The following is a 17,281-nucleotide window of genomic DNA, read 5'->3' on the forward strand; positions in this document are numbered from 1 at the left end:
GAGCTGCGTATCAAGGCTAGAGGGACACTCCCGTTCGAGAGCCTTGAGGACCGTATGAGCCGCACTATCGATCGCCGCCAGATGCTTCGCGGCGCCGCCCTTGCTGGCGGTGGCATGGCGCTGACCGCCTATATGCCCGCGTGGGCGCAGCCTGTCTCGGGCGGGATCGTCAAACCGCTGCCGACCGTCTCGGGCACTGACATCGCGCTGACGATCGACAGTTTCAGACTTCCCGTCGACGGCAAGTCGACGCCCGCAATCGGCGTCAACGGCACGGTGCCGGCCCCTCTCATTCGCTTGAAGGAGGGGCAAAAGGTCCGCCTCTCCGTCACCAACAATCTCGACGAGGACAGTTCGATCCACTGGCATGGGCTGCTCGTGCCGTTCGCGATGGACGGCGTGCCCGGCATCAGCTTCCCCGGCATCAAGGCGCGCTCGACCTTCATCTACGAGTTCCCGATCATCCAGTCGGGCACCTACTGGTATCACAGCCATTCCGGCGAGCAGGAGCAGGGCGGACTTTACGGGCCGATCGTGATCGACCCGGCCGGTGCCGATCCGATCGCGTTCGACCGCGAGCATGTGATCGTGCTGTCCGACCACAGCCAGATGACCGGCGAGCAGATTTTCCGGAAGCTGAAGCAGATGGGCGGCGCCTATTTCAACTATCAGCGGCCGACCCTCGCGGGCTTGCTCGCGGGTCGGGAAATGCCGCTCAAGGACCGGATCGAGTGGGGAAAGATGCGAATGGACCCCGCCGACATCGCCGACGTCACCGGCTCGACCTATACCTTCCTGGTCAACGGCTACGGGCCGTATGACAACTGGACGGGGCTGTTCAAGCCGGGCGAGCGGGTCCGCTTGCGGATCATCAACGCCGCGGCGCAGACCAACTTCAACGTCCGCATCCCCGACCTGCCGATGACCGTCGTGCAGGCCGATGGGCAGAATGTCCGTCCGGTGAAGATCGACGAGTTCCAGATCGGCGTTGCCGAGACGTTCGACGTGATCGTGACGCCCGAGGACCGGGCCTACAGCTTCGTCTCCGAGGCTATCGATCGCTCCGGCATGGGCCGGGCGACGCTCGCCCCGCGTGAGGGGATGGTCGCCCCGGTCCCGCCGCTTCGTCCGCGCACGCTGCTGACCATGACCGATATGGGCATGGACATGGGGAGCATGGGCGGGATGCAGGGCATGTCCGGCATGAAGGACGAGAGCCCGGTCGCCACGCGCGGGCCGGACCCCACCTTGATGCAGAACGCCTCGCGCAATCTTTGGAAGCTGACGGGCTGGAAGGGGCCGACCGATCACGGGACGGTCGCGGCAGGCGCAGCGATGGCGGGCATGTCCGGCATGTCGGGCATGGACCACAGCCAGATGGGCGGCGCTGTAATGCCCGGGATGGACCATAGCCAAATGGCAGCGGGCGGTGCTGGCATGGCCGGCATGGACCATAGTGCCATGTCGGGCGGATCGGGCCAGGCTGGCGGCATGGCCGGGATGGACCACGGGTCGGGTGGCGGCATGAACATGAACATGCGCGACCCGAAGAATGCGCCGGGCGTGAAGATGGGGCCGGGCGTGCAGACCATCTCCCCGATGCCGAAGGACCGTAGCGGTGAACCGCCCCAGGGTCTGGAGGGCCTGGATCACCGCGTCCTCACCTATCGCGACCTCGTTTCGCTCGCGCCCAACCCCGACGTGCGCGCGCCGTCGCGTCAGTTCGAGATCCATCTGACCGGTAACATGGAGCGCTACATGTGGGGCTTCGACGGGCAGAAGCTGAGCGATCCCGCCGACCCCATCCCGTTCCGCAAAGGCGAGCGGGCGCGGGTGACGTTGGTCAACGATACGATGATGCCGCACCCCATCCATCTCCACGGCCATTTCTTCGAGCTGGTGACGGGGCACGGCAATCATGCGCCGCGCAAGCACACCGTCAACGTGCCGCCTGGAGGCAAGATGACCTTTGATCTGACCGCCGATGCACCCGGCGATTGGGCGTTCCACTGTCACAATCTCTACCACATGACCGCAGGCATGATGCGCGTCGTCACCGTTCGCCCGTTCGCGGGAGAGGCGGCATGAACCGGCTGACCGCGGCGCTCGCCGCCGCCACCATGCTCGGCATCGCCGGTCCTGTCGCCGCTCAGTCGATGCAGGGCATGGATCATTCGGCAATGCCGGGCATGACCATGCCGATGCCTGCGAAAAAGAAGCCGGTGGTGAAGCCCACGGCCAAAGGCAAGCCGGCCAAGACTAGGTCAGCTCCTGCGAGGCGACCATCAGCTTCGACGACGAAACGCCGCGCCGCGCCAACGGCCGGCATGAATGGTATGGATCACGGGACCATGCCGGGCATGGATCACTCGTCTATGCCCGGCATGGACCATGCGGCTCCGCAGGGCTCACAGCAGGGCATGGAAGCCATGCCGGGGATGCAGATGCCCGGAAACGGCCAAACGGTCCCTCAGGGCTCCCAGCAGCCGATGCAGGGCATGGACCATTCGGCGATGCCGGGGATGACCATGCCAGCCGACCAGCACAGCGGCCACGACATGCAGGGCATGTCGGGAATGGCCGGAATGCCAGGCATGGCGGCCGATGGGGTGCAGCAGACTGGCACCGCGCTTCCCGCAGGAAACGCCCCCGCCCCGCCCCTGCCGACCGACCATGCGGCCGACAGCGTTTACGGCGCGGACGCGATGGCGATGGGTCGCCATCACCTTCAGCAGCATCACGGCGGTCAAAACTTCAGCCAGGTGCTATTGAACCTCGCTGAGTATCAATTCCGCAACGGTCGTGACGGCTATCGCTGGGATGGCGAGGCGTGGTTCGGGGGTGACATCAACCGCCTCTTCATCAAGTCTGAGGGCGAGGGAGCCTTCCGCGAGGGCATCGAGAGCGCCGAGGTGCAGGCGCTCTATAGCCGGACCATTGGCCCTTATTTCAATCTACAAGCGGGTGTCCGCCAGGATTTGGGGCCGTCCCCGAAACGCACCTATGCGACCGTCGGGCTGGAGGGGCTGGCACCGGGCTTCTTCGAGCTAGAGGGCGCGGTATTCCTGTCCAACAAGGGCGACCTGCTAGGGCGGCTTGAGGGCTATTACGACCAGCGCATCACCCAGCGGCTGATCCTGCAACCGCGCGCCGAGCTCAATTTCGCTGCGCAGGACGTGCCGGAAAACCGGATCGGATCGGGCCTATCCAACGCCGAGCTTGGATTGCGGCTGCGTTATGAGATCCGGCGCGAGTTCGCCCCCTATGTCGGCGTGTCATGGGATCGCCGCTTCGGCGACACCGCCCGCTACGCGCGCGCCGATGGGGATCGCGCAACGTCCAAGAGCATCGTCGCCGGCGTTCGTGTCTGGTTCTGATCGATGGAGGAACAGATGGCTCAAGACGGCAGGCGCTCGATAAGGCAGCACTTCCCGAGCCTGCCGTTCGTAGGCGCCCTGGCGATCGTCCTGGCGCTGGGCGCAGCCGCGTTTATCTACCTTGGCGTGTATAACATCGCGGCCGACGAACCGCACACGCCGGCGGTCTATTCAATGCTCGAACGCCTGCGCGATCGGTCGATTGAGGCACGCGCGCGCGGCATAACACCCCCGGCCGATCTGGCATCGGCGCAGCGCGTGTCAGTCGGCGCGGGCCTTTACGGAGAAATGTGTTCCGGTTGCCATCTCGGCCCCGGCGTCGAGAAATCCGAGATGAGCCAGGGCCTCTATCCACAGGCGCCGGAACTCGCGCGCGCTCAAGATCTCACCCCCGCCCAGCAATTCTGGATCATCAAGCACGGGGTGAAGCTCAGCGCCATGCCGGCATGGGGCAAGACGCATCCCGACCCCCTAATTTGGAATATGGTCGCGTTCGTCCGCAAGCTCCCCGGCATGACGCCCGAACAGTATAAGGCACTGGTCGCGAGCGCCCCGGCCGATCACGACGAGATGATGAAGGACATGCCGGGTATGAAGTGACCCCGGCGACGAGGTTGAGGGAGGAGTGGTTCTGAAAAGCGCGAAACTGAGGCTGCATCTACTCGCGAGCCGCACGCACAAATGGCTCGCGATCATCATCGGCGCGCAGCTCCTGCTATGGTTCGCAAGCGGCGCCCTGATGAGCTTCCTGCCGATCGATCGGGTGCATGGCGATCACCTCGTTGACCGCAAAGCCGCGGCGCCCCTTCCCCGCGGCAGCACGTTCGCCCCACCATCGGCGATCGTAGGCGCAGCAGATGCGCCCATCGAGGCCATCACCTATCGCATGTGGCTTGGCCGCCCGGTCGCCGAGGTCGCGACAGCCAAGGGAACGCGCCTGTTCGACGCCGCGACGGGCCAAGCGCTGCCAGCACCAACGGCTCGTGAGGCCGAGGAGATCGCGCGTTTGGCATGGCGTGGCGGTGCTCGACCAGCGGCGAAGGTAGAGCGGATCGAGCGCGCCAGCCCCGAATATCGCGGCACGCTCCCCGCCTGGCGCGTCGCGTTCGCCGACCTCGATTCCACCCGCGTCTTTGTCGCGGCCGACACCGGTCGGATCTCGGCTGTCCGAACCGGCACTTGGCGGCTCTACGACTTCTTCTGGGGCCTTCACATCATGGATTGGACGAATCACGAGAACTTCAACACGCCCTGGCTGCTCGCCTTCGCGATCGGTGGGCTTGCGCTTTGGTTAGGGGGGGCAGTGCTTCTCTACATGCGATGGCCCAAAACGCGGCGTCGCAACATCGTGATCGAGGCATAATATACGCGGCTCAGGAGCGTAGCCCTCGGAAATAAAGTCCTGTTTCCTGACAATTTCTCGCGCGTTCTAGCACCCCGGGTGAGGGATAGCCGCCTCGCACGCGTAGAAGTCTTAGAACCCAGGGAGATCAATAATGCGCTTCGCACCAACATTCGCAGCTTTGGCGCTGCTCGCCACGCCCGCCCTCGCGCAGCAGAGCGGCGGAATGCAGGGCATGAACCACGGTCAGATGGCCGGCATGAACCACGACGACATGGCGGGCATGATGGCCGGCAATCCCTACGGCCAGGCCGAGATGGACATGCATCAGAAGATGATGGCGGCCAAGCAGGGCGACGCGGCCGAAATGTGGACGCGCAAGATGATCGAGCATCACCGAGGCGCCATCGCCATGTCGCGCGTTGCGGTGCGTGACGCGCGCGACGCCGAGACCAAGCGCATGGCGCAGATGACGATCACGAAACAGGAAAAGGATATTGCCGAGCTGCAGGCGTGGCTCAGCAAGCACGGCAAGCGCCCGCAATAAGGGAGCGCTGCCCCGCCCTGTCGATCCCCCTACCCCCCGGCAGGGCGGGGATTTCCTTTTAGGAGCTGATGATGAAGAATGGTGTTCGTGGCGCCGTCGCCGCCTTGCTAATGACCATCCCAGCGGTCGCATCGGCCGCGGCCGACATCGCCATGCACCGCGATCCGGGTTGCGGCTGTTGCGAGAAATGGGCGGCGCAGGTGCGTCAGCAGTTCGGCCGCAAGGTCCAGATCATCGACGATGATCGCCGTGAGGTGCTGCAGCGTAAGATCGGCCTGCCCGCTGACCTCGCGTCCTGCCATACCGCGATCATCGACGGCATGGCGTTTGAGGGACATGTCCCGATCGCGGACATGAAGCGCGCGCTGGCCCAGCATCCTAAAGGCGTGCGCGGCTTGGCCGTGGCCGGAATGCCGATGGGCTCACCGGGCATGGAGGTGCCCGGCATGAGAACCCAGCCCTATGACGTCATTGCGTTCGGTGCCGCTGGCCGGCGTGTCTTTGCTAGCCACGGCGCCTAAACGACAGGTTGTCTTGTGAGCGGCAAATCTTCCCCGGCGCTTCATGCCGGCACTACGGCACCCGGCAAACCACCCGTATTGACCTCGGCGTTGACAATTGGGATAGTATCCGGGTGTTGAAAGCTCGTCTTTCTCTCTTGCTTCTTGTTGGAGCGTTGCTTGGCCTTTTGGGCCAAGGAATTGCGTATGCGGCCGGCCCATCGCTCTCACCCAAGATGGCGATGAGCCATGTCACCCCATCCCGCATGGATTGCGCGGGTATGGCGACCCCGGATCCGTCATCGGAACACCCATGCAAAGGACTGACGCTGGCGTGTATCGCCCAAATGGGATGCGTTGTTCCCATGACGTTTGAGGAGCCGGCAAGAGTGCTGAAGCGCTCGATCGCATCTCAAATCGTTATCTGGCCTGCCAGCCGGGCACTTGCCGGCCTCAACGTCGCTCCCGAGCCCGAACCGCCTACCGTTTGATCGAGTCAAGCCGTGTCAGGCTGCAGCCGTTCGCCGGTTGCGGCTCTGCCGATTTTAAATCTCGATCAAATTGGAAAGTGACATGAAAACGTTCATCTTGGCGGTATTTGCCGCTAGCCTCGCCGCGTCGGCAGCGACGGCGGCCACATCTGAAAATAAAAGCAATGGTCATTGGGAGTGGCGTTCCAATTACCAGCCGGGCCCGCGGGCGCCGCTTCAAGCCCCACGTCGCGTATGGGTTACGGACGTTCCCCAGTCGAGCGCCTGCGTGTGCCCGATGATGGAACGCGGTCGCGACGCCTGCATGTCAATGAAGGGCGGCCAGTCAACTTAAGCTGGCGAGCCTGAACAGGTGCCGGGCTCCGATCAACCATTTGGAGCCCGGCCATCATTATGACATGAAGGGACTAGAGGGATGCGCGCATCCATGATGCTCGCGGTCGCCGCGCTCACGACGAGCGCCGCGCACGCGCAGACACTTACCTATGACCAAGCGCTGCGCGATGCGGTTGCCAACGCCCCGGGAGCGGTTGCCGGTCGCGCGGGGGTCAGCGCCGCCCAAGCCGATGCACGTGCGGCGGGAAGCCTTCCGGACCCCCGTGTGTCGATCGGAATCGAGAATTATCCTGTCTCTGGGCCACCCGCCTTCTCCCTATCCAGAGACGACATGACGATGGGGCGTGTCGGTTTCCAACAGGACCTACCCAACCTTGCCAAGCGTCATGCCGCGCAAGCGCAGGCACGCGCCGTGATCGCAACGGCAGAAGCATCGCAAGCGACCAAGCTCCGGGAGGTGCGATTGGGAGCGGGGCAGGCATGGATCGACCTTGCTTATGCCGAGCGTCGACTAGCTGCCCTCGACACCGTTCTGCTATTCCTTCGATCTCTCCCTTCCGCTGCGCGGGCCGCCGTGACGACCGGTTCGGTCCGCCCTGGTCAGACACTGACGACCGATCAGGAGATCGCGGCACTCGACGACCGCCGCGACGAGTTGATGGCCGCCGTTGCGCGCGCCCGCGCGATGCTGGCTCGCTGGACCGGCGTATCGGCGCCCGAGATTGCCGGCGATATGCCCGCGATCGATCTGGCTCCGGCGCGGCTGCGGGACGCGCTCAGCCTTCACTCCGACATGGTTCTCGCCGAGGCCGGTATTCAGCGCGCCCAGGCCGACGTGGATGCGGCGCGAGCGGAGAAGCGACCCGATTGGGGGGTAGAGGTAGCTTATCAACGCCGTGACCCCCGGTATGGCGACATGGTGTCGGCGGGAGTTTCGATGAGCCTGCCGCTGTTCGCTCGATCGCGTCAGAACCCGCGCATCGAAGCCCGCAAATCCGCACAGGCGCAGGCCGAGGCCGCGCGCGAAGAAACCCGGCGCACATTGGCAGCCGATCTGGAGGCCGCGCTGGCGGACCACCAAATGCATCACAGCCAATGGCAGCGCGCGCGCGACGTGCTCCTTCCGCTCGCTCGGAAGCGAGCCGATCTGGAGATAGCGAGCTACTCTGCCGGTCGCGCGAGTCTTGCGGATGCCATCGAAGCCAAGACCGCGCTCGCCGACGCCGAGCTGACCGTGCTCGACCGTGAGGCGCTCGTCGCCGCAGACTCTGTCCGCCTCACCATTACCTTCGGGAGCGCCGATCGATGAGCGACACTACCATTACCCGCGCCCGCCTTGTCACCGCGGTAAGCGCGCTGGTGCTGGTCGCAGGGGGCGTGGGCTTCGGGCTCGCGAAACTTGGCACGTCCTCGGCTGCCGATCAAACGGCATCCCCAGCCCCGCAGAAGAAGATCCTCTACTGGTATGATCCGATGATCCCGGGGGAGCGGCACGACGGCCCGGGTCTCTCGTCGATGAGGATGAAACTGATCCCCCGCTATGCCGACGAGGGCGCAGGCGGTAGCGCCGCACCGGGCGTAGCGATCGATCCGGCCAGCCTCCAGCGGCTCGGCGCGCGGATCGTCACGGTCGAACGCGGATCGTTGTCAAACTCGGCCTCGGCAACCGGCAGCATCGAGTTCAATGACCGCAACGTTGCGGTCGTGCAGGCACGCAGCGGCGGCTTCGTTCAGCGCGTCTATGCGCGCGCGCCAGGCGATGTCGTGCCGGCAGGCGCCCCGCTCGCCGATATCCTTGTGCCCGAATGGGCGGGCGCGCAGGCGGAGTATCTCGCCGTGCGCCGCACCGGGGATGCCGGGCTCACGCGGGCGGCACGAGAGCGCCTGTTGCTTCTCGGGATGCCCGCCGGATCGATTGCATCGGCGGAGTGGCGCGGCCGACCGCAAGGTGTGACGACGATCAGCACGCCCGTGGGGGGCGTCATCAAGACGCTCGGCGTCCGACAGGGGATGACGGTCGCGCAAGGACAGACACTGGCGGAGGTGAACGGCCTCGCCACCGTGTGGCTGAACGCGGCTGTCCCTGAGGCCCTCGCAGGAAACCTGCGGATCGGCACGCCCGTCATCGCCACGCTGGCGGCTTTCCCGGGCGAAAGCTTCAGGGGCCGCATCGCTGCGATCCTGCCCCAGGCCGAGGCAGCGAGCCGCACGCTCACAATCCGCGTCGAGCTCCCCAACCGTGCCGGCCGGTTGCGCCCCGGTATGTTCGCCAGCGTGGCGCTCGACCAGGGGAGCCGCGATGCACTCCTTGTTCCGAGTGAGGCCGTGATCCGGACCGGCCGGCGCACACTCGTCATGTTGGCAGGGCCGGGTGGACGCTTTCGACCCGCCGAGGTTCGCACTGGCGCAGAAGGCGGCGGCAAAACCGAGATAGTCGCCGGCCTGACCGAGGGTGAGAAGGTTGTCGCGTCGGGCCAGTTCCTGATCGACTCCGAAGCGAGCCTCGCTGGCCTCGATGCGCGTCCGATTGGTGTCGAAGCGTCACCCGCAACAAAGCCGGCCGTGAAACCCACCGCGTCGATCTACGAGACGGTCGGCAGCATCGAGGCGATCGATCGCAGTTCCGTCACCCTGTCCCATCAGCCCGTTCCGGCGATCGGCTGGCCGGCCATGACAATGACGTTCCGCGTCGCCGATCCCGCGTTGGTGCGTGGGTATCGCAAGGGTGAGCGGGTGCGGTTCGGCTTTGATCAACCCGCCGATGGTCCAACGCTGCGCCGCATGACGCGCGAGGCTGGGCGATGATTGCCGCGATCATCCGCTGGTCGGTCGCGAACCGCTTCCTCGTCGTCCTGGCGGCCATCGCGCTCGCCATGGCCGGGGTGTTCGCAATGCGTGCCACCCCCGTCGATGCGCTCCCCGACCTGTCCGACACGCAGGTCATCATCCGCACGAGCTGGCCGGGCCAAGCCCCGCAGATCGTCGAGAACCAGGTGACGTATCCGCTCACCACGACGATGCTGTCCGTGCCTGGCGCGAAAACCGTGCGCGGCTATTCGTTCTTCGGCGACAGCTACGTCTATGTCCTCTTCGAGGATGGGACCGACCTCTATTGGGCGCGCTCACGCGTGCTGGAGTATCTGAGCCAGGTGCAGGGACGGCTTCCCCAAGGCGCGCAGGCCGCGCTGGGTCCTGATGCGACGGGGGTCGGCTGGGTCTATGAATACACGCTGTTGGACCGCACCGGCCGCCGTGACCTGTCGCAGCTCCGATCCTTGCAGGACTGGTTCCTACGTTATGAACTGAAAACGCTGCCCGGCGTTGCGGAGGTGGCGAGCATCGGCGGAATGGTGAAGCAATATCAGGTGCTGCTCGACCCGACGCGGCTCGCCGCATTCGGTGTCACGCACACTCAGGCCGTCGATGCCATTCGCCGCGCCAATCAGGAGGCCGGCGGGTCCGTCCTCGAGCTGGGCGAAGCCGAATATATGGTGCGCGCGTCAGGTTACTTGCGCACCGTCGACGATTTCCGCGCGATCCCGCTCAAGGTCGCCGGTGCCGGCGTCCCCGTTACCTTGGGCGACGTCGCGTCGATCCAGATCGGCCCCGAGATGCGCCGCGGCATCGCCGAGCTGAACGGCGAAGGCGAGGTCGCGGGCGGAGTCGTCATCCTGCGTCAGGGCAAGAATGCACGGCAGACGATCGAAGCCGTCAAGGCCAAGCTCGCGGAACTGAAAGCGAGCCTTCCCCCCGGCGTCGAGATCGTCACCACCTATGACCGCTCGCAATTGATCGACCGCGCGGTGGAGAATTTGACGGGCAAGCTGATCGAGGAGTTCGTCGTCGTCGCGATCATCTGCGGGTTGTTTCTGTGGCATGTCCGGTCTGCGCTGGTCGCGATCGTCACCTTGCCTCTGGGGGTGCTCGCGGCCTTGCTCGTCATGCGTGTGCAGGGGGTGAACGCCAACATCATGTCTTTGGGCGGTATCGCCATCGCGATCGGCGCGATGGTCGATGCCGCGATCGTGATGATCGAGAACGCGCACAAGCGGATCGAGCGATGGGAACACGACCATCCGGGCGTGGCGCTGGCGGGCGAGGAACGCTGGCGCGTCATCACCGAGGCCGCGGCCGAGGTCGGGCCGGCGCTGTTCTTCAGCCTCGTCATCATCACGCTGTCGTTCGTGCCGGTGTTCACGCTCGAAGCGCAGGAGGGACGGCTGTTCGCCCCGCTCGCCTTCACCAAGAGCTATGCGATGGCGGCAGCGGCGATCCTGTCGGTAACGCTCGTGCCGGTCCTGATGGGATGGCTGATCCGGGGACGCATTCCGGCCGAGAACGACAACATTATCAACCGCGTGCTCACCCGTGCCTATCGCCCGGCGCTCGACCGCGTGTTGGCGCGGCCTTGGGCGGCGATCGGCATCGCCGCCCTGGTACTGGCGACGACGGCATGGCCGCTGACCCGATTGGGTGGCGAGTTCATCCCGACGATGGATGAGGGCGATCTGCTCTACATGCCGTCCGCGCTTCCCGGCCTTTCGGCCGCGAGCGCCTCGGCCCTGCTCCAGCGCACAGACCGGCTGATAAAAACCGTTCCCGAGGTCAAAACCGTGTTCGGCAAAGCCGGACGCGCCGAGACCGCGACCGACCCGGCACCGCTCGAGATGTTCGAGACGACCATCCAATTCAAGCCGCGCGATCAATGGCGCGCGGGGATGACGCCGGCAAAGCTGGTGGAGGAGCTGGACCGCACAGTGCGCGTGCCCGGCCTCACGAACGTATGGGTGCCTCCGATCCGCAATCGGATCGATATGCTCGCGACCGGCATCAAGAGTCCCATCGGGGTGAAAGTGTCGGGGTCCAACCTCTCCGAGCTGGACCGCATCGCCGGCAGCATCGAACGTGTCGCCAGGACCGTGCCGGGCGTCAGCTCGGCATTGGCAGAACGGTTGACCGGAGGCCGCTATGTCGATGTCGATATCGATCGGGTGACCGCGGGGCGCTACGGTCTCAACATCGCCGATGTGCAGGAGATTGTGTCCGGCGCGATCGGCGGCGAGACGATCGGCCAGACGGTGGAGGGCCTTGCCCGCTACCCGATCAGCGTCCGCTACCCCCGCGAGCTGCGTGACAGTCTGGAGGGACTGCGAACTCTCCCAATCGTCACCGCATCGGGTCAGCAGATCACACTCGGCACCGTCGCATCCGTGTCGATCGCGGAAGGTCCACCGATGCTCAAGACGGAAAATGGTCGACTCTCGACATGGGTCTATGTCGACGTGCGCGGGCGCGACCTGGCCTCCACGGTCGCCGATCTGCGCCGTGCTGTTGGCAAAGATGTTCGGCTCAGCCCCGGCGTCTCGATCGCCTATTCCGGACAATTCGAGTATCTGCAGCGTGCCGAGGCTCGGTTGATGCTCGTCGTGCCGGCGACACTCGCGATCATCTTCCTTCTCCTCTACCTTACCTTCGGTCGCCTCGACGAGGCGGCGCTTATCATGGGCACACTGCCCTTCGCGCTGACCGGCGGCATCTGGACATTATGGCTGCTCGGCTATGCGCAATCGGTCGCCACAGGTGTCGGGTTCATCGCGCTCGCCGGCGTGTCGGCGGAGTTCGGCGTCGTCATGCTGATCTACCTGAAACACGCATTGGCCGAGCGCGGGCCGTCACCGTCGGGCGAGCAAGTATCGGAAGCGATCAGGGAGGGCGCGCTGTTGCGGGTACGTCCCAAGGCGATGACCGTCGCTGTCATCGTCGCCGGGCTGTTCCCCGTGCTGATCGGGCATGGCGCCGGATCGGAGGTGATGAGCCGGATCGCCGCGCCGATGATCGGTGGAATGCTGACCGCCCCTTTCCTCTCCATGTTCATCCTGCCAGCCGCCTACTTGCTCTTGCGGCGGCGAGCTTCAACCCGCCCCGAAAGGAAGATCTGATGAAAGCCACTTTCTCCATGCGCGCCGCATTCATGCTACTAGTCACGCCGATCGCAGCGAGCGCTCTTGCTCAAGGCAGCAGGCCGGCTGCATCGGCTGTAAAATCCGGCAGCGGATCGGGGACGATCACTGCCGTCGACGCGAAAGGTGGAACCGTAACCATCAAGCACGGCCCGATCCCGACGATCGGCTGGCCCGCAATGACGATGACCTTCCGGGCATCCCCCCCGACCCTGCTCAAGGGACTGCGGTCGGGGCAGCGGGTCGCATTCACCGCCAAGGCGAAGGGTATGACGGCAGAAGTTACGGCGATCAGCCCGCATTGACGACGCGTGCCGACCTTCGCGTCAGTGCGCCATCGCCAGCACGGGCGGCGCAGCGATCATCCACAGCGCCATCGCGACCATCATCAGGTTTTCGGTGAGCGAGATGAAGCCGAGCGGCACGTTGCTGTCCCCGCCCACGCACGCGCATTTCAGCTCACGCTTGTCGATGTAGACGGCCTTGAACACCGACACCGCGCCGATCGTACCGATAACGAGCGCGACGGGCACCGACAGCCAGGTCAACGCGCCGGCTGCCATCAGGACGCCCGCCGCTCCTTCCGCGTAGGGATAGACATAGGAATAGGGCACCCAGCGCTTCGCGAGCAGATCGTAGTTGAGGAACATGCTCGAGAAGCTCTCGACGTTCTGGAGCTTGAGCATCGCCAGAGCGCACATCGAGAACGCGATGAACCATTCACCCGCCCGCACCGTGAAGGGCGTGCCGAGTACCGCATAGCTGGCGGCGAGCGCCATCAGCGCCGTCATCGCGAACACGGCAATCACCGGGCGATAGGTGACGGCCTTGGGGTCGCGGACCATCTTGCCGAAGAAGCGGCGCAGATCGTCATAGCCGCCGACCCGCTCCCCGGCGATAAAGATCTGCGGGGTCGTCTTGACGCCGTGCTTCGCCTTGAAAGCGTCGGTTTCTTCCCGCGTCATCAGCCAATGGTCATCGACCGCATAGCCTTCCCGGCGCAGAAGATCCTTCGCCTTCAGCCCGAAAGGGCAGGTATGTTCCGGCATCACCATCCGGTAGATCGTCGCCTGTTTGGCGGGGGCGCTCGCCATGCCGCTTCTCCAATATCCTCGCCCCGCCTATATAGGGTCCGTACCATAGTACGGAGTCAAGGCATGACCGGCATGACGATCGCGGCGCTCGCGCGCGAGGGCGGCGTCGGCGTCGAAACGGTGCGCTACTATCAGCGTCGCGGTTTGCTGGACGAGCCAGACCGGCCGACCGGGGCTGGCGCCGGAGGCGGCATCCGGCGCTACGGCACCGATGACGCCCGCCGCCTTCGCTTCATCCGCTCGGCGCAGGCAGCCGGTTTCACGCTCGAGCAGATCGGTGAGCTTCTGGCGCTGGATGCGACCGACGATCGCGCGCGTGCGCGCCAGCTCGCCCATGAGCAGATGGCGGCGCTGGATGCGAAGATCGCCGAGCTTGAACAGGCGCGTGCTTCGCTGCGTCGGCTTGCCAGCGAGTGCGGCTCGGGATCGGCAGGGCCGTGCCCAATCCTGACAGCGTTCGATTCACCGACTGAGTGATCTTTGATTAGCTCCCAGGCGGTCAGCAGGAGATTTCGGATCAGGCAAATAGATCGCCGATCGCACGCATACGGAAGGCGTTGATCCACCGACGTCGGCGATGCTCGCTGGCGTCGTGGCGCATGTGGCACCGCTGGCAGAGTGCAGCGAGGTTGCGTGGTCGGTTATCGCTCGGATCATGGTTCAGATGCGCGCTAGCAAGAACCACGCGCGTGATCCGCACTTGTGAAGGTGGATCAATGCCGACGAAGCCAGGTTGCGCGCATAAGAGGGCGTCGGGCGGCGGCAGGCGGCGAACGCACCTGCCCTGCCCGTTGCGCCACCTGCTTATGTCCTCATCCCACCAAACACCATCGCCCAGATGCAGCACATGACGACCATGCGGGCGCTGACAATGTTCGCAGCGTCCTTTGGCGCGGCCAAACCGGATGAAGGCAGATAGTTCACGCCAGTCAATCGGGTAGAGCCAGCGATGTTCACGCGCGATTGGCATAACAATTCTATGATTCAGTATCGTGGAGAACGAAAGCAGAAAACAGCAGTGACTCAACTTATCCATTACGGCTAGGTCACTAAGCGATTAGCTGACTTGGCTACTCAAGGAATGGTGTCAAAACCGTTCGGTTGTGACACTGGTTAGGAAGCCGAGCGATCAGCTGCCAAGCATTTTTCCGTCAATCTCCTGACCATAATAGTCCCCTTTGGGGTGAAACTGCTTACGTGCGCTCTCGACAGTCCCGGTCTGCCGCGGATCGCGGGGTCGCTCGCGACTATCGACATAGGCGGCGACATCCCACGCCTGCTGATCCGTCAGCGTGTTGCCCTCACCATAAGGCATGTTGGCCTTGATGAACCCGGCAGCCGACGCCAGCCCGGTCATGCCCGCACCCCAATTGTAGGAGCGCGCTCCCCACAGCGGCGGGATAGTATAGCTGCCGTCCGGGTTCGCCTGCCCTTGGCCGTTCGCACCGTGGCATGATGCGCACTGGCCGGCGAACACAATCGCGCCGCGAACCGGATCGTGCCCGATCGGGGTTGTGGCGAGCTTTATGAACCCGCGACCGGGCAGCGGCTTGCCGGATGGCGCGCCGGTCGCGAGCCAGGCGAAATAGCTCTGGAGATCGCGGTAGATATCGTCGCCATAGGGCGGCGGGGCGCCGGCTTTCGAGGCGGGCGCGTTCATCGAGTAGAGGAAGCAGTCGCGGATGCGATCCTCCATCGTGTTCACCCGGCCGTTCTTCGCGCGATAAGCTGGGTAGCTGACCCAGGCCGCCCACATCGGGGACGCATCGGCCTTCCGCCCGGCATCGAGGTGACAGTTGCTGCACGTCAGGCCGTTGCCGACGTACTGGCCGGCATGAGCCGCGCTCGCGGTGAAGATCAGTCGACCGCGCCGGATCGCGTCGCCGTCCGGCCCGGCGGGGATGGTGCTTTCCGCCGGTGGCGAAAAGGCGGCGTCCGCTGCTACCTCGACGGGTGCCTGCACGGGCGCGTCAGACTGCCCTACCTTGTAGGTGACGACGAGGACGAGCAGCGCGGCGGTAATGGCGAAGATGATACGCTGGGCATCGCCATCATCACCGGGCGTTGGCGGCGTTGGTTCGGTCATTTGCCCGCGCCGAAGTGGTTGAGCGGCACCTTGAGGAACGCTGTGCCGCACGCCTCCGGCTCCGGCAGGCGACCGCCGCGGATGTTCACCTGGAGCGCGGCAAGCATCAGGTCCGGCAGCGGCAGGGTTGCGTCGCGCTTCTCGCGGGTGGCGACGAACTCGGCCTCACCGATGCCGTTGTGCACATGGATGTTGTCACGACGCTGGTCCGCCACGGTCGATCGTCCAAAGACTTCGCGCCCGTCCTTGCCGTAGTCGTGGCCGACATAGGTCGCGGTGCTGGGCGGCAGTTCGAGGATCGCCCGGATCGAGCGCCACAGCGCGCGCGCGTTGCCGCCTGGAAAGTCAGCCCGACTGGTGCCGCTGTCGGGCACCATCAGCGTGTCGTGGACGAACGCCGCGTCGCCGACGACGTAGGTGATCGAGGCGAGCGTGTGGCCGGGCGACAGCATGACGTGCGCGTCGAGCGAGCCGATCCTGAACTGCTCGCCATCGGCGAACAGGCGATCCCACTGGCTACCATCGACGGGCAGGTCGGGCAGGCAGTAGATGTCCTGCCAGAGCTTCTGCACCTCCACGACCTTGGTGCCGATCGCGGTTTTGCCCCCTGTCTTTTCCGCGAGATACGGCGCGGCCGAGAAGTGATCGGCATGGGGATGGGTATCGAGCACCCATTCCACAGTAAGTCCCTTGGCGCGGACATATTCGAGGATCATATCGGCATTGTCGGTTGCGGTCGCACCGGCACGGGGATCGAAGTCGAGGACCGGATCGATAATCGCGGCGGTCTTCGTGGCTTCGTCGACCACGACATACTGGAAGCTGCCGGTGCGCTCGTCATGGAGCGACGCAACCGTCATGCCCTTGTGATTATACTCGATCATGTTTCGTATCCTCTCGCATCGTCAGCTTTCTTCCCGCGCACGCGCGAACAGCCGTTGGAAATCGCTGGCGTCGATCGCGCCCATCACCAGCATGGGACCGGCAAGATAACCCGGGGTGCCCGCCAGTCCGATCGAATAGGCTTCCTGTCCGTTCGCCCGCAGGCGGGCTGCGACAGCGTCCGCGTGGGCGGCAAGCCAGGTCATCGCGCGCAGCCAATCGCCGCCAGCGCGCATCACGACGTCCCGCAACACGTCGTCGTCGATCGTGCGGCTGTCCGTCATCAACGCACGATGGACGGTCGGGTAAACTCCCTGTTCGGCGCACGCGAGCGCCACGCTTGCGGCACGTTCGGATGGCGGACCGAAGATGGGCCAATCCTTGTAGATGACCCGCACCTTGCCGTCGCGTTGCACAGCCTCTTCCAGGGCGGAAAATCCATGACGGCAGGCCGGGCAACGATAGTCGGTGAACACGGCAAGCCGGAGCGTAGCATCGGCAGGTCCGTCCTCGGGCGAGCCGTTACCGGCAAGGATCAGGTCGGCGGTCGGCCCGACGTCGCGCCCGATCGGGGCGGTACGCCGTAGAACCTGCCCGACTGCCCAACCACCCACGACCACCGCGCCCAAGCCGGCAAGCTGTCTCCGATTGAGCGGCCCGGGCATG

The 17,281-nt window shown here is 65.0% G+C and carries 16 protein-coding genes; 11 read left to right on the forward strand and 5 right to left on the reverse strand.

The window, feature by feature from the left end:
* The first annotated feature begins 54 nt into the window (after nucleotides 1–54).
* From CRO12_RS15380 to CRO12_RS15425, 10 genes are all read left to right on the forward strand, one after another.
* Nucleotides 55–2,088: a copper resistance system multicopper oxidase gene (locus tag CRO12_RS15380; protein WP_018251213.1), complete on the forward strand. Its 2,034-nt coding sequence runs from the start codon at nucleotides 55–57 to the stop codon at nucleotides 2,086–2,088.
* Nucleotides 2,085–3,377 carry a copper resistance protein B gene (locus tag CRO12_RS15385; protein WP_043060765.1) on the forward strand — a complete coding sequence of 431 codons (1,293 nt, stop codon included), beginning with the start codon at nucleotides 2,085–2,087 and terminating at the stop codon, nucleotides 3,375–3,377. Before CRO12_RS15380 ends, CRO12_RS15385 begins: the two co-directional genes overlap by 4 nt.
* 15 nt (nucleotides 3,378–3,392) lie before the next feature.
* Nucleotides 3,393–3,977 (forward strand): c-type cytochrome, encoded by a 585-nt coding sequence (locus CRO12_RS15390; protein WP_024310687.1) that lies wholly within the window; start codon nucleotides 3,393–3,395, stop codon nucleotides 3,975–3,977.
* Between the two features lie 25 nt (nucleotides 3,978–4,002).
* Complete coding sequence (locus tag CRO12_RS15395) at nucleotides 4,003–4,740, forward strand: PepSY domain-containing protein (RefSeq protein WP_017980780.1); 738 nt, start codon at nucleotides 4,003–4,005, stop codon at nucleotides 4,738–4,740.
* Between the two features lie 133 nt (nucleotides 4,741–4,873).
* Nucleotides 4,874–5,266 (forward strand): DUF305 domain-containing protein, encoded by a 393-nt coding sequence (locus tag CRO12_RS15400; protein ID WP_042469554.1) that lies wholly within the window; start codon nucleotides 4,874–4,876, stop codon nucleotides 5,264–5,266.
* Nucleotides 5,267–5,334: 68 nt separating this feature from the next.
* Nucleotides 5,335–5,787 carry a DUF411 domain-containing protein gene (locus tag CRO12_RS15405; protein ID WP_017980778.1) on the forward strand — a complete coding sequence of 151 codons (453 nt, stop codon included), beginning with the start codon at nucleotides 5,335–5,337 and terminating at the stop codon, nucleotides 5,785–5,787.
* Nucleotides 5,788–6,684: 897 nt separating this feature from the next.
* Nucleotides 6,685–7,902 (forward strand): TolC family protein, encoded by a 1,218-nt coding sequence (locus CRO12_RS15410; protein WP_018251210.1) that lies wholly within the window; start codon nucleotides 6,685–6,687, stop codon nucleotides 7,900–7,902.
* Nucleotides 7,899–9,398 carry an efflux RND transporter periplasmic adaptor subunit gene (locus tag CRO12_RS15415; RefSeq protein WP_043060764.1) on the forward strand — a complete coding sequence of 500 codons (1,500 nt, stop codon included), beginning with the start codon at nucleotides 7,899–7,901 and terminating at the stop codon, nucleotides 9,396–9,398. Before CRO12_RS15410 ends, CRO12_RS15415 begins: the two co-directional genes overlap by 4 nt.
* The gene (locus CRO12_RS15420; protein WP_018251208.1) at nucleotides 9,395–12,532 is read left to right on the forward strand and encodes an efflux RND transporter permease subunit; all 3,138 of its coding nucleotides are present in this window, start codon (nucleotides 9,395–9,397) and stop codon (nucleotides 12,530–12,532) included. Before CRO12_RS15415 ends, CRO12_RS15420 begins: the two co-directional genes overlap by 4 nt.
* The gene (locus tag CRO12_RS15425; protein WP_017980774.1) at nucleotides 12,532–12,858 is read left to right on the forward strand and encodes a copper-binding protein; all 327 of its coding nucleotides are present in this window, start codon (nucleotides 12,532–12,534) and stop codon (nucleotides 12,856–12,858) included. The genes CRO12_RS15420 and CRO12_RS15425 overlap by 1 nt, the downstream gene beginning before the upstream one ends.
* A gap of 21 nt (nucleotides 12,859–12,879) precedes the next feature.
* Here the strand turns inward: CRO12_RS15425 and CRO12_RS15430 are convergent, their stop codons facing one another.
* A complete protein-coding gene (locus CRO12_RS15430; RefSeq protein ID WP_017980773.1) occupies nucleotides 12,880–13,647 on the reverse strand; it encodes a glutaredoxin family protein in 768 nt (255 codons plus the stop codon).
* A 72-nt stretch (nucleotides 13,648–13,719) separates the two neighbouring features.
* On the opposite strand from CRO12_RS15430, the gene CRO12_RS15435 reads away from it, so the two are divergent.
* Nucleotides 13,720–14,124, forward strand: coding sequence for a MerR family DNA-binding protein (locus tag CRO12_RS15435; RefSeq protein WP_101750172.1), 405 nt, complete (start codon nucleotides 13,720–13,722; stop codon nucleotides 14,122–14,124).
* 40 nt (nucleotides 14,125–14,164) lie between these two features.
* Here the strand turns inward: CRO12_RS15435 and CRO12_RS15440 are convergent, their stop codons facing one another.
* From CRO12_RS15440 to CRO12_RS15455, 4 genes are all read right to left on the reverse strand, one after another.
* Nucleotides 14,165–14,617 carry a hypothetical protein gene (locus tag CRO12_RS15440; RefSeq protein ID WP_043060763.1) on the reverse strand — a complete coding sequence of 151 codons (453 nt, stop codon included), beginning with the start codon at nucleotides 14,615–14,617 and terminating at the stop codon, nucleotides 14,165–14,167.
* Between the two features lie 159 nt (nucleotides 14,618–14,776).
* Entirely contained in the window at nucleotides 14,777–15,733 is a 957-nt protein-coding gene (locus tag CRO12_RS15445) for a c-type cytochrome (RefSeq protein ID WP_018251203.1), read from the reverse strand.
* Nucleotides 15,730–16,617, reverse strand: a complete 888-nt coding sequence (locus CRO12_RS15450) for an MBL fold metallo-hydrolase (RefSeq protein ID WP_018251202.1) — start codon at nucleotides 16,615–16,617, stop codon at nucleotides 15,730–15,732. Before CRO12_RS15450 ends, CRO12_RS15445 begins: the two co-directional genes overlap by 4 nt.
* Nucleotides 16,618–16,638: 21 nt before the next feature.
* Complete coding sequence (locus tag CRO12_RS15455) at nucleotides 16,639–17,280, reverse strand: DsbA family protein (protein WP_026189135.1); 642 nt, start codon at nucleotides 17,278–17,280, stop codon at nucleotides 16,639–16,641.
* Nucleotide 17,281: the final 1 nt, after the last annotated feature.

Origin of the sequence: Sphingomonas guangdongensis (assembly GCF_900199185.1) — a bacterium.
GTDB classification, from domain to species: domain Bacteria; phylum Pseudomonadota; class Alphaproteobacteria; order Sphingomonadales; family Sphingomonadaceae; genus Sphingomonas; species Sphingomonas guangdongensis.